Annotated in this window: 10 protein-coding genes; 6 read left to right on the forward strand and 4 right to left on the reverse strand. The window is 42.3% G+C overall.

Annotated features, from left to right (window positions below; translation table 11 throughout):
- Nucleotides 1–524: 524 nt before the first annotated feature.
- Nucleotides 525–1,448: a S66 peptidase family protein gene (locus ORD22_RS14795; protein WP_317646917.1), complete on the forward strand. Its 924-nt coding sequence runs from the start codon at nucleotides 525–527 to the stop codon at nucleotides 1,446–1,448.
- A gap of 255 nt (nucleotides 1,449–1,703) precedes the next feature.
- Complete coding sequence (locus tag ORD22_RS14800) at nucleotides 1,704–1,853, forward strand: hypothetical protein (protein ID WP_099688831.1); 150 nt, start codon at nucleotides 1,704–1,706, stop codon at nucleotides 1,851–1,853.
- A gap of 1,026 nt (nucleotides 1,854–2,879) precedes the next feature.
- Here ORD22_RS14800 and ORD22_RS14805 read toward each other — a convergent pair.
- Together ORD22_RS14805 and ORD22_RS14810 are read right to left on the reverse strand one after the other, a co-directional pair.
- Nucleotides 2,880–4,253, reverse strand: a complete 1,374-nt coding sequence (locus tag ORD22_RS14805; RefSeq protein ID WP_317646919.1) for an FAD-binding oxidoreductase — start codon at nucleotides 4,251–4,253, stop codon at nucleotides 2,880–2,882.
- Between the two features lie 99 nt (nucleotides 4,254–4,352).
- Nucleotides 4,353–5,351, reverse strand: coding sequence for a TauD/TfdA family dioxygenase (locus ORD22_RS14810; protein WP_317646921.1), 999 nt, complete (start codon nucleotides 5,349–5,351; stop codon nucleotides 4,353–4,355).
- 596 nt (nucleotides 5,352–5,947) lie between these two features.
- Between ORD22_RS14810 and ORD22_RS14815 the strand changes: the two genes are divergently transcribed.
- From ORD22_RS14815 to ORD22_RS14825, 3 genes are all read left to right on the forward strand, one after another.
- Entirely contained in the window at nucleotides 5,948–7,108 is a 1,161-nt protein-coding gene (locus ORD22_RS14815; RefSeq protein WP_317646922.1) for a DUF3221 domain-containing protein, read from the forward strand.
- A gap of 123 nt (nucleotides 7,109–7,231) precedes the next feature.
- Nucleotides 7,232–7,804 carry a hypothetical protein gene (locus tag ORD22_RS14820; protein WP_317646923.1) on the forward strand — a complete coding sequence of 191 codons (573 nt, stop codon included), beginning with the start codon at nucleotides 7,232–7,234 and terminating at the stop codon, nucleotides 7,802–7,804.
- 86 nt (nucleotides 7,805–7,890) lie between these two features.
- Nucleotides 7,891–8,514: a HutD/Ves family protein gene (locus ORD22_RS14825; protein ID WP_317646924.1), complete on the forward strand. Its 624-nt coding sequence runs from the start codon at nucleotides 7,891–7,893 to the stop codon at nucleotides 8,512–8,514.
- Between the two features lie 61 nt (nucleotides 8,515–8,575).
- On the opposite strand, the gene ORD22_RS14830 is transcribed toward ORD22_RS14825, so the two are convergent.
- On the reverse strand, nucleotides 8,576–11,140 hold the full coding sequence (locus ORD22_RS14830) for a CBS domain-containing protein (protein ID WP_317646925.1): 2,565 nt from the start codon (nucleotides 11,138–11,140) through the stop codon (nucleotides 8,576–8,578).
- Nucleotides 11,141–11,538: 398 nt separating this feature from the next.
- On the opposite strand from ORD22_RS14830, the gene ORD22_RS14835 reads away from it, so the two are divergent.
- Nucleotides 11,539–12,474, forward strand: coding sequence for a DMT family transporter (locus tag ORD22_RS14835; protein ID WP_317646926.1), 936 nt, complete (start codon nucleotides 11,539–11,541; stop codon nucleotides 12,472–12,474).
- A 10-nt stretch (nucleotides 12,475–12,484) separates the two neighbouring features.
- Here ORD22_RS14835 and ORD22_RS14840 read toward each other — a convergent pair.
- Nucleotides 12,485–12,789, reverse strand: a 305-nt coding sequence (locus ORD22_RS14840) for a hypothetical protein (RefSeq protein ID WP_317646927.1), incomplete at its 5' end; no start/stop codon positions are given.

Genomic DNA, 12,789 nt, shown 5'->3' on the forward strand with positions numbered 1-12,789 from the left:
ACAACAGCTGGCTTCCAGACGTGGAAGTCATGCCTGTGGAGGCTCCATGTCAAGTCGCCCTTTTGATAGAAATAGCAACGGAATAAACAAGCGGAAAGAGAATAGTGAGCGGTTTCTAAAGATGTCTACTTGACAGGGTGTAAGGCAACCAATTTTCAGCGCGCCAATCGTGCTCAATCCCGCGCGATAGGTAGAGCGAATCGCGCCAAAAGCATGGCGTACCGCGCGAAAATCAAATTACAGCGCGCCAATCCTGCCCAATCCCGCGCGATAGGCAGAGCAAATCGCGCCAAACACATGGCGTACCGCGCGAAAACCAAATTACAGCGCGCCAATCCTGCTCAATCCCGCGCAATAGGCAGAGCAAATCGCGCCAAACACACCAAACTGAGGTACCAGGTCCCCATACAAATTTTGATTTAGCATACTGGAACCCGCCTTGTTCCCAAAAAAGATTCGCAAACATATGCTACTACATGTGAATACGTTTGTGTACCTTACATGTGGAGAGGAGTTATCAGTTCATGGCTACGAAACCGCGGCAATTACAAAGGGGCGACACGGTAGGGATTGTAACGCTTGGAAGTCCGTTGGCGGCTAATCGCATTACGGAAGGGATTCGAATGTTGCAAAGGATGGGGTTTAAAGTTGTCGTGGGGGAACATGTCTATTCCGCGAATGGCTTTCTTGCGGCAACTCCCAGGCAAATGGCTTCTGATTTAATGAAGATGTTTAAAAATCCGGAAGTGAAGTGGATTTTACCTGCTCGAGGTGGAGTCGGGGTGGGAAGTATTTTACCATTCCTTGATTTTAACGTCATTAAACAAAATCCTAAAATTGTTTCTGGATACAGTGACATCACTATTTTGTTAAATGTGTTGTTTGAATATGCTGACCTTATCGGTTTTCAAAGTTTGTTATTGTTAGACTTTAATTCACAAACCCCTCCATATAATTTCAATCAATTTTTTGCCGCGACAACGACTGTCACTGCGCCTTGGCAAATTATCAACCCACCCGAAGTTCCACTTATCGGAGTAGTTCCCGGAAATGTCACAGGACCAATTGTAGGCGGAAATCTCACGTCATTCCTGGGCACCTTAGGCACATCCTATGAAATCAATACGGAAGGTAAGATTTTTCTGTTGGAAGAAACACATGAACCGATCAATACGGTGTATCGGTACGTGAACCACTTAGCGATGGCAGGGAAATTTGATGATTGCGTAGGAATTATAATGGGACAATGTACGAACTGTGAACCAGCCTACGGGAAAAGTTACGTGGATTTGATCAATGAATTTCTAGTTCCACTTGGAAAACCTTTAATGACCAACCTTGCCACCGCACATAGTCACTATAAAGCCACTATACCTATTGGAGCCCGTGTGAATATGAATACGATGAATCGAACGTTAACGGTGATGGAGCCGGTCGTTAAGGTATAGTCGGTTATTTACTTTTCACGATAAAAGATCTACGTCGTTACACTGAACGGCTTGGAATCGATTCTAAATTCTTTTGTAATAGCAGGTACCAAGTCCACATACAACTCCTTCCTATGCAATAATTAGTTTTTACTGATATATGCAAGGTTTGGGAGTATACTAATAAAGTAAGAATATCTAGTTCAGTAATATTAAATATAGTAAATTTGTTGAATAGATGGTCTTCAAAGACGACAAGAATTGTAGGTGAATAAAATGGGGAAGTATCAATTGGATAGCAAAGGTAAGGCGGCTGTGGCAAAGTATCATGAAAAAAACAAGCCTGCCCAATTTGATAAAAAGCAGCAACTTGAAAAAATACGTACGGCGTATTTGGAAAAAAAGCAAAAACAAACGGATCAATAAAATGATGGTATATCTTCAATATCAACCGAAAGAGTGATAATTAGTGACTATATAATTTATCCTTGCAAGTAAAGCTTAGATATATCAATAGTTGATAGCGTAGAAGCGTAAGTGTCAATGTTTTTGGATGAACTCACCAGCATGAAAGTGTTGGTGGGTTTTTATGTTTGTGGATTGTGATGAAGTGGCCCTTAATTAAGTTGAACCGCGCCAATCCCCCATAGCATCGCGCGAAAGCCAGAGCAAACCGCGCCAAACCCACATAACACCGCGCCAAAGCACACCAAATCTAATTGTGATCAAAAGTAAATTGTGTAAATGAGGATGCTTCATGTGGCCCTCATATTTTATTTGAAATGATTGTTTTCTCATTTCAGTAACTTTCCAAAAACTTTTCCGTCTACTACAGTAGATAGGGGGCGGAAATGTGAGAAAGACTACTTATGCATTTGTACTTTGCGCTGTATTACTGGTAGGCGGATGTGGAATGGATAATGTGTAGCAAAACAGTTTCGTTTAACGAGATGACTGGCAGACGATAAAAAAGTGGATGGTCGTAAAATTATTGCTGAACTGAAGCAAACGGCAAAAGTAGTCATCGGCACGTGATCAGGCAGTTCAAGAGCAGTTAGAGAGTCCAGATTATATTGCAGGTTTCTTTGGCGAACCGTCAACGGCATTGGAAGAAGGTAGGGCGTTGCAGGCAATTGAGCGTCCTATTGTGATTAAAGCCATAGAAGAAGTGTATGGGGGGAATAAAGCGTTTGAAAGGGAAGGAATTCTGTTCTTGAAGAACTAGGGCTACGCAATCGGTTGTATGGATTGGTGGAAGATAGGTACTTGATCCCGAAGTAATTTAGAATTGTATCGGGACCTAGTAGTTAAAGCGCTAAAAGCTGGAAGGATAATTCATAGGATGTAATGGAAAGGTTATAAAAGGAGGAGAGATACCTGCGTGAGAAACATTTATGATTGTTTACATCTTCATGTTTTTTCACACAGGTTTTTGAATGTCTTCTGTCTCGTTTAAAAGATTTTCCCGGGGTTCATTAAATTATTTGGATCTACTGCATCTTTTATATTTTTCATCATATTCAATGCAGTTTTATGCTCAATGGACTGATACTTTTTCTTTCCGATACCCACACCGTGTTCTCCGGTGCAAGTGCCGCCATGTTCTAATGCATACATAACAATTTGTTCATTCAGATCATTTACTTGTGCAACTTGTTCTGCATGATCCATGTCTACCATGAAAAGTGTATGGAAGTTGCCATCTCCGACATGGCCTACAATTCCTGCAGGCAATCCAGCTTCGTTTAATTTTTCGCGAGCGAATAAAACAGCATTCGCCAATTCGGAAATCGGTACACAAACATCGGTATGAACCATCTGTTTACCGGGATATCCATGAATATACGCATAGGCCATGCTGTGACGTGCTGCCCATAATTGATTGCGCGCGGCAGTGTCCTTTTCAAATTCCACTTTGCAACATTGATGGTCGTTCACAATGTCCGTTGTAAATTCGATGTCTTGCTGTAAACCCGCTTCATTTCCGTGAAACTCGAGGAACAGAGTAGGTTTTTCTTCATAGTTAGTTTCTTGGTGTAGATTTACTTGTTTTATAGAAGCCTCGTCAACCAATTCTACACGTGCAATCGGAATTCCAGCCTGTAATATCGCTACAACTGATTCAACAGCATCTTTGATTGTTGTAAAGGATGCCCTCGCCGCTACGATGTGCTCGGGAATCCCGTGTACTTTCAACGTTAATTCTGTAATACAGCCAAGCGTACCCTCCGAACCGGTAAAGAGTCCATTCAAATGATATCCAGAAGATGATTTGGCCGCCTTACTTCCTGTATGTATGACTGTGGCATCCGGGAGTACAACTTCCAGATTCCTTACTTGATCGCGCATTACCCCGTATTTTACGGATGTCGTACCGCTCGCATTGGTTGCTGCCATGCCGCCAAGCGTCGCATCAGCTCCGGGATCTACAGTGAAAAACAGCCCATATTTCTTCAGTTCCTGATTCAATTGGGAACGAGTAACGCCCGGTTGCACTTTTACTAGCAAATCTTCTTCTCTAATTTCCAAAATTTGATTCATTAATGAAAAGTCAATTGTAATACCGTGTTGCAAAGGAATTACCTGTCCTTCTAGTCCAGAACCAAGACCGAATGGAACGATGGGTGTCTTATTCTCTACAGCTATTTTCATGATGTTGATGACGTCATCTGTTTTCCTAGGAAATACAACAACGTCAGGCAAATGGGGTTTATGGTAAGACTCATCTTTACTTCTTAATTCTCGAACTGTTAGATTCGTTGAGATTTGATCTTCAGATAACACACGTTGCAATGATTCAACTAGACTCTCTGTAGTAACTTCCATTCATATCCACTCCTAATATTTCGATATGCAACTAGTAGTTTCGCATTTAAAAAAGATGACCCCTTATAATTTCAGGAGTCATCCTTTTCATATATCTCCTTAGGCTTCCACTACTTCAGATGCTTCTTCGCGTTTCGCGATTCCGTTTCTTCCCGGAAAGTCCGGGGCCAATTCCCTAGCGTTAGGCATCTTCAGCCATAATCTTAATAAATGACGTCTTTTACCCACGTCTTCATAATCCTCGAATGCAGTACGGGAATGGAATACTGTATAATTATTTGCGAATTGCATATCGCCTGGCTCAAGCATCATATCTATGCGAAGATCTTCATCATTCATAATCGAATCGACAAGATCTAAAGCTTCAATTTCCACTTTTGATAAAGGAAAACCTGCATTTTCTTGCGCTATTTCTATATACTGACGCATGTAACGGCCACTCAATTTTCCATCATGATAACTAAAAATTGGCGTCAATCCCGGTTTACCGTCATCTAGATGTTCCATTAAGAATAGACGGTAGAGAATTCCTATGTATTCTGGATGTTTTTCTAGAATTTCATTGTAAAGTGTCATACCGCTTGCAAGACTGCTTAGTCCACCTGATTTCGCTTTTCGAAGGGAAAGCAATCCGACAACGTCTGATAAATCAGCGTGATATGGAAGGTTTTCATTCGTTTCATACACACGGACATTTTTAGTATCCAGTTTCCCGATGTTTCTGACATGCCCTAGCATATCACCTTTTACATTTTGAGAGACTGGCGTTCCCATATGAAGACCGATACCGTAATAGATAATGGCTGCCTCTTCATCTGTGTATCGCTCAATTGGTAGGCCACGAAGAAGCAGGAAGCCTCTGCCGTTTTCCAACTCATCATTAAAACTAGCTATTTCATTAGCTAGTTCGGGAATAGGAAACTCTTCCTTCGTGAAATTCGGCACTTGCAATCCTTTTTGTTTTACCTGTTCTAAAGCATTTTCAAGAGATGCAATCGCTTCATCAGACCAGTAATAAATCCACGAATCATCTTTCAGTAAATCTTTTCCCTTCCAAGCTGAAGCCCCTTGAACTTTTTCCTTAAGAATAACTCCCATTGTATAGTTCCCCCTTTAAAGATTGAATGCGTATATATAGGCAAAAATAGAGTTGCTAAGTTTGATAAATGTACTAGATAGTATCAATAGTTAGAAAAATTTTTGTGTTTTGAATTTATCATGAATTATTGCTTTAGTCAACGGTTAACCGTTGACATTCAGGATGGGAAGTTGGTTGAAAACTTTTTATGATTCCATTGGTTTGTGTAAGCAGATCGTCTTGAAGCAACATACGGATGGCCTCTCGAATTGGCCCTCTACTTAGCCCATATTTATTTGCTAATTAGGTTTCAACTACACGTTCGTCCTGGAACTTTCCCGATAAGATTGCAGTATTCAGAATGGTATATGCTTGAAGGTGAAGGGATTCAGATTTTACGAAATTGTCCATTAGTCCATCTCCTTTTACTTTGGTGATTGTACATGTGCTTTAACAAGAGATCTTGTCCTTTCGAAATGGATCTAACGCTATGTGAGGAGTTGATGCCTTTTATTTATATAGGAAAGCATTAATAAAACGATTTGAAGTAGTTTCACTTCTTTCCGTAACTTTCCAAAAACTTTTCCGTCTACTGCAGTAGATAGGGGGCGGAAATGTGAGAAAGACTACTTATGCATTTGTACTTTGCGCTGTATTACTGGTAGGCGGATGCGGAACGGGTAATGTGTCGCCAAACGGTTCCGTTCAACGAGATGACTGGCAGACGATAAAAAAAGTGGATGGTCGTGAAATTATTGCTGAACTGAAGCAGACTGTTGAAGAAACGCCGGGACGTGATCAGGCAGTTCAAGAACAATTAGAAAGTCCTGATTATATTGCAGGTTTCTACGGCGAACCGTCAACGGCATTGGAAGAAGACATGGCGTTACAGGCAATTGAGGGGCCTATCGCAATCCAAGCGGTTGAAGAAGTGTATGGAGGCAATGAAGCGTTTGAAAAGGAAGGGGTACTTTTCTTGGAAAACCAAATGTATGGGGCTACGCAATCGGGAGTATGGATCGGTGTGAAGAATCCTGACGAAAAAGTGCAGGAAGTGATTGACTGGTTGCAACCGAAAGTGGACAGCGGTGACATTTTGGCGGAACCGATTTATATTTTCCGCAGTCCGCATACACAGCAAGAGCTGAATACGATCCAAGATGAAGTGGCCACCGTATTAAAGGGTATGAACCAAGAGCGTGGTTCATTTTCGTTAGCAGTCAACACGATTACAGGCAGTGTTGAAATAGGACATGATTTCCTGAAGGCAGCACAGCAAAAAGAGTTAGAAAAGCGGTTTCCTGGCTATACGTTCCACTTCGAGCAAGAAGGCAATATGATCGCAGCGCCGGGGATGTCCGCTATTATTCATCCCGAGAAGGATGTGACCGAAATGCCTGTTACAGATGGTGGGTTTATTATGGATGTGTCGGACGGTAGCATTTTTGTCTCTGGCGGAACGGAAGGAGCTACGTACTATTCATTTGATGAAGCGCATTTACTTACGATCGGCCAGCGCGTGAAAGTGGAAGCTTCCGGCGCTATTTTGGAATCCTATCCGGCACAGGGGGGAGCGAAGTTTGTGGAAATCTTGCCTGATTATAAACCAGCAGATGCAGTACTTTCTGAATCGCAAGCGGTGGCGAAGGCGGTTGAAGAGAAGGGGCAGGAATACTTTAATTTTAATGAAATACACGAAGTACGTTATGACAAAAAACTAGCGGCGTGGATAGTCAAGGTGGACGACGGTAGTGAAATCAAAGTAGAAGATCAATGAGTCGGGCTATTTGTCTAAAATTAAGGACCTGCTACGCTTCATGAATGTGATGCTATGTAAAATTGCAAATCACAACCGATATACTAACTAACTAGTTTGCCAAAAAAGAGAGGAGGAAGTCAAATGAAGATTACCCCAAACCCATCTACTTTTAAAATCCCTCAACCGCAAAAGCCTACTGCTGAAAAAGAAGATGCTCCGAAGAAAAATGATTCTACCGCTAATAAACCAGTGGATCAGTATATACCGTCTGAACCGATGAAAAGCGTGACCTATGAGAAGCCAACGACTAAAGTGGATACAGCATCGATTGAACGGTTAAAAGCAGAAAGTGAAAAGGCGCATGAAAACTTGCGAAACTTAGTGCGAGAGCTTCTAGAAAGACAAGGAATTAGTATGGAAGATGCAGTAAGTGGAAAGAAAGAAGTCGTAGTAGACGAGCAAGCGCGTTTGGAAGCGCAGGCAGCTATTGGCGAGGGTGGAGAGTCTAGCCCTGAAAAGGTTAGTGACCGCATTGTTGATTTTGCTAAAGCTATTTCTGGCGGAGATAAAAGCAAATTTGATCTGCTAAAGGGTGCAATTGAAGAAGGGTTTAATGCAGCGAAGGATGCGTTAGGTGGAACGCTTCCGGATATCTCGCAAAAAACATACGAACTGGTGATGGAAAAGTTGAATCAATGGAAAGAAGAAGTGTGATTAATAGATTACCTGTGTGATACGTGAGGTGTAGTATTGCACAGGTGTTTTTTTAGTTTCATTAATTAAAAAGGAGTTTTGTAACTATGTCCTATTCCACACAATTGATTCGAAAACATGAGCAAACGACTACAAAGTGGTCTGGCGGTGATACGACGGAGCTAGCCATTTATCCAGCAGATGCAGACTATGCGAAGCGAAATTTCCACTGGAGAATTAGTTCAGCTGTGGTGGAAGCGGAAGAGTCTGTTTTTACTCCTTTACCTGCGATTGATCGAATTATTATGGTGATTGACGGGGAAATGATGTTGAAACATGAGGGGCATCATCAGGTTCATTTGAAACCATATGAACAAGATCGCTTTAGTGGAGGATGGACGACGCGAAGTTATGGCAAGGTAAGAGACTTTAATCTTATGCTGGCGGACGGCTATAGCGGGGCACTTGAGGCGATTACGGTTGGGAAAGACCGTCCGTATGAAATAGGTAGTGAGAAGTGCCGAAACGTTGAAGCCTTTTATAGCGTACAAGGTCGGGCTTCTATACAAATGAATGAGGATAAAGCCGTCGATTTAGAAGAGGGTGATTTGTTGCTGATCCATAGGGAAGAAGTAGAAACGAGCCTTTCGATAACACTTGTCAGTCAATCGGAAATAGAAGCTAAAATTATACGAGCCAATGTGATGTTTGATACATTACCAACTAACTAAAAAGAAGCAAACGCAAGGAACCCGCCAGCAAAATAGCTGACGGGTTTTACTTACTAATTATTCAAGATTGCTTACACAAATATGTTTCAAGCCATTTCTCCGCATCTTCCTTAGATGTAACCTTTCCGCCCAACTGCTCAAGTTCTAGTTGCAGTAGAATGTCTGAAAAATCAGGTCCAGGCTTCAGTCCGGATTTTACTAAATCTGCACCTGTTAACAAGTGTTGAATGTGGCGGCGCTGTTGCAAATAGTTAAGAACGGATGAAGTAGAAGAATCCGAATCGACTGCTAACATAAATAAAATCGCTTGATCGGAAAAATCGCTTAAGAATCTATGGTAGTCTTCAAGAGATTTAGCTTCTTGCCATTGTTCATGCTGATCTAACTCCTGTATTTCTTCCAACAGTTTGCGTCTGCTTTTCGTCAGTGTAAACTTTTCTGCTCCGTATAGGCTACGGTTATAGTAGAACGGCAATAGGAAGTACGTAAACCAACCGGGCTCTTCTTGTGCTTGTTCGCTATGGAGCGTTTGCAAACGTTCGGCTGCTTGTACTGTCGATTCCAACTGTTTTTCATGGATGCCGAACTGTTGCCAGACACGCAGTTCGAATAGGCGGCGCAGTATTTTTTGTGGAGTTCCTTCATTAAATAAGCGCTTCATTTCTTCGTTGATGCGATGCGGTGTTAAATAAATCATTTTATCGATAGATTCCAAAGCGAGCTTTTCTGTTTGTTCGTCCATTGAAAATCCGAAACGTTCTTCAAAACGAACCGCACGGAAAATACGGGTAGGATCCTCGATGAAACTAATATTGTGAAGGATTTTGATCTTCTGTTCTTGCAGATCGTGTTGTCCGCCAAATGGATCGATTAATTCCCCGAATGCTTCTTCGTTCAATCGGATAGCCATTGCGTTGATTGTAAAATCACGTCGTAGTAAATCGTCACCTAATTTGGACGTTTCGACTTGCGGCAAGGCAGCGGGTTGCTCATAGTATTCCAGTCTGGATGATGTCATGTCGATCGAAAGTCCAGATGTAAGCGTCCATGTCGCGGTGCCGAAGCTTTCATGTTCAATCACGTCTCCGCCATGTAGTTCCTGCATGCGTTTGGCCAGCTGAATGCCATTTCCTTCTGCTACAATGTCGATGTCATTATTTGGCTTGCCGAGTAAAATATCTCGGACAATCCCGCCAATTAAATAAACAGGTATTTTCATCTCGCTTGCGGTTTCTCCAATTTCCTTTAGCAGTTTGCAAATATCTTCTGGTAGTTGCTCCGCCATTTTTTCCGCTAATTTATTTGAAGTGATGTGACCTTGTGATTTTTTCTCTTTCGCAACGTCGTTATACAACACTTCAATAATATTGGAACGCGTAACGATTCCAATAATTTCGCCGTCCACAATGACTGGCAGTCGCCCGATATTATGCTCGATGACGAGTTCCTGAATTTCTTCCAATGAAGTAGTAGGATCGATCGTCACAACATTCGTTGTCATATACGCTTTGACAGGTGCATGGCCAAGTCCGTGATGGTTCGCTTTATCAAGATCTCGTCGTGTAATGAGCCCGACGAGTTTTCCGTTTTCAACAATTGGATAACCAGAATGTCCGTAGCGATACATGCGGCGGCCTGCTTCTTCAATCGTTGTGTCTGGTGTAAGTGTTTTGACTGGGCTCGTCATCAGTTCGCTTGCGATAACCGCAGGGCGTAACAGTGAGTCGAGATTCTTGACGATATCTTCAAGAATGGCTTCTTTGTCGCCCTTTTTCACCGTAGCAGAACCTGCATGTTTATGACCGCCACCACCTAGTTTTTTCAACAGTGGCGATAGTGTAAAGCGTTCTGAATTGGCACGGCCCACGACGCATACGGTGTTTTTCATTTTGACGACAGTGATGGCTGCATCCGTTCCTTTGACGCCGAGCACTTTAGTCGTTATAAGGGCAAGGCCATTTAAAAAATGATCCAGTTCATGCGTGCTCACCGCAATTTCAAGTCCGTCCACTTCATAAATCTCTGTATGTGCAAGAAGCTCGTTCAATAATTCTTGTTGCTCCGAAGTGAGTGTTTGCTCAGAGTAACGCTGAACCATTTCAAGACTCATTCCTTGCTCAAGCAAATAGCCCGCCATCTGCAAGTCGCGCACCGTCGTATTGGCATATGTAAAATTTCCTGTATCTGTATACAGGCCGAGTCCGAATAACGAAGCTTCGAATGTTGTAAGAGATAGATTGCGTCGTTGAATTTCCTCCAAAAGCAACGTCACTGCGGCACCCGTTAATTCAACTATACCTTCATCATACTGCACGTCTTTTTCACTTTTTTGATGGTGATCATAGACGATTATATGTCGCTTGGATGGATCAAAGTCTTTTGGTAGCGTGCCGATTCTTGATAAGGAAGCAACGTCTACGATGATCATTTCCGTCACTTGTTCCCAATCCACGCGGGCCGTTGGAATGAAGTCGAATAAGTCACGGTAAATATTTAAAAAGCGCTGTACGCGACTTTCTAGCTTATCTGAAATGACGAGCTGCGCGTCTGGATATAACTTTTTCGCTGCGATCATAGAAGCGAGTGCGTCAAAATCTGTGTTGACGTGAGATATAATAATTTGCACGTGTGGTACCTCCTGTTTGATAAGTGCTAGTACTAAAGAAAATTTACTATGTTTGTATAAGTAAAGTATGAAAACGCTTGTTTTTATAGGTCTAGTGTATCATCAGTATACATTATTTTCAATTCTTGATGGGAAGTACTAACAGCTTGTTTTACTATAAAAAGGTGAAGAAGATCGTGCGTAGTAACTGATTTTCAAATCGACTAGTGAACATATCTTATATGACTATATAGTTCATTCGATAAGATTGTATATGGAGCGAATGTGTCTTTTCATAGATGAATGATACGGACTAGGATAAGCGGCCGAGATATGAACAGAAAAATAGCCGCTATCTACATAGTAAGAGTACAATAGACAGAGAACTTTAAAATTTTCGGCTAGAAAGGCTGTTGTCTTTGAAGAATAATCAAATTTATGTCACATTAATTGGAGTTATGTTCCTATGGGGCGTCAATGTATCGGCGATTAAAGTGCTCGTCAATCAGTTTGATGTGATCACGATTACAGCGCTCCGAATTTTTGCAGCATCTATTTTCGTCTTTATCATTCTTGCATTCATGAAGAAGGTTCGACTGCCACGAAAAGAAGAGTGGATTTTGCTCCTCGGCGGGACGCTGACGAATGTTGTCTTTCATCATTACTTTTTGGCAGATGGACTGAGTAAAACAAGTGCCGCGAATGGTGGTTTGATTTTAGGTTTAGGGCCTCTGTTGACTGCTGTGTTAGCGGTGACAATTTTGAAGGAGAAATTGACAGGTTTGCGATTCTTAGGATTTTTGCTGGGAGGGGCGGGTGTCAGTTTTACGGTTCTAGCAGGTAGTGGAAAGTTAGGGGACGTGTCGATTGGAGATATAGAAGTTTTTCTGTCGATTCTATCCCAAGCACTTAGCTTCCTTATTATAAAAAAGGCGTCGCAAACGATGGATGCACGGTTGATGACGGGCTATATGCTACTAATGGGTTCTTTTGTGATGATGGCCATTGCTGTAGTAATAGAGCCGACCGGTTTCAAGACGTTGCGTGACGGAGCCCCATCTATTTGGCTCGTATTTGTATTCTCTGCACTAATCGCAACAGCCGTCGGTCATATGCTATATAATTCATCGATTAAAAAGATTGGTGCTGCGAGTGCTTCAATTTTCCTAAATTTCAATACGTTTTTCGCATTAGTCGGTGCAGGTCTATTTTTAGGAGAGAAGCTGTTGTTAGCGCATTTTATCGGATTTATTTTAATTGTGATGGGGGTATCCCTTGGTTCCGGTGCAATCGAGGTGTATTTGCGGAGTAGGAAAGTGACGCAATTGGAGCGTGAGTCTGATTCTTCTTCGTAGGGGGAATGTATTACCTTTTATGTGAGGAGCGCGCTGAGGACATCGCGTTCTGCGCGAAACTGGCTTGCAAGCGCGCCAAAGTCGGGTCAACCCGCGCCAAAGCCAGTCCCGTCCGCGCCAAAGTCCGGTCAACCCGCGCCAAGCCCATTCCCGTCCGCGCCAAAGTCTGCATAATTACCTTACAGTAGACAGTATAAGAAAGCGCTCCTAAAGGACAGACTACATCCTGAGGAGTGAGATCATGACTAGAAAAACGTATGAATATGAACTGAAAAAGAAAGTGGTAGAGCTTTATTTTGAAGGGCATGCCGCAAA

This window comes from Sporosarcina sp. GW1-11 (genome assembly GCF_033088395.1).
GTDB lineage: Bacteria > Bacillota > Bacilli > Bacillales_A > Planococcaceae > Sporosarcina.

Excerpts from the sequence above, each read along its gene's own strand:
- ORD22_RS14810 (WP_317646921.1), bottom strand. The coding sequence starts at position 5,351 with ATGGGAGTTATTCTTAAGGAAAAAGTTCAAGGGGCTTCAGCTTGGAAG.
- ORD22_RS14795 (WP_317646917.1), top strand. The coding sequence starts at position 525 with ATGGCTACGAAACCGCGGCAATTACAAAGGGGCGACACGGTAGGGATT.
- ORD22_RS14805 (WP_317646919.1), bottom strand. The coding sequence starts at position 4,253 with ATGGAAGTTACTACAGAGAGTCTAGTTGAATCATTGCAACGTGTGTTA.
- ORD22_RS14820 (WP_317646923.1), top strand. The coding sequence starts at position 7,232 with ATGAAGATTACCCCAAACCCATCTACTTTTAAAATCCCTCAACCGCAA.
- ORD22_RS14800 (WP_099688831.1), top strand. The coding sequence starts at position 1,704 with ATGGGGAAGTATCAATTGGATAGCAAAGGTAAGGCGGCTGTGGCAAAG.
- ORD22_RS14825 (WP_317646924.1), top strand. The coding sequence starts at position 7,891 with ATGTCCTATTCCACACAATTGATTCGAAAACATGAGCAAACGACTACA.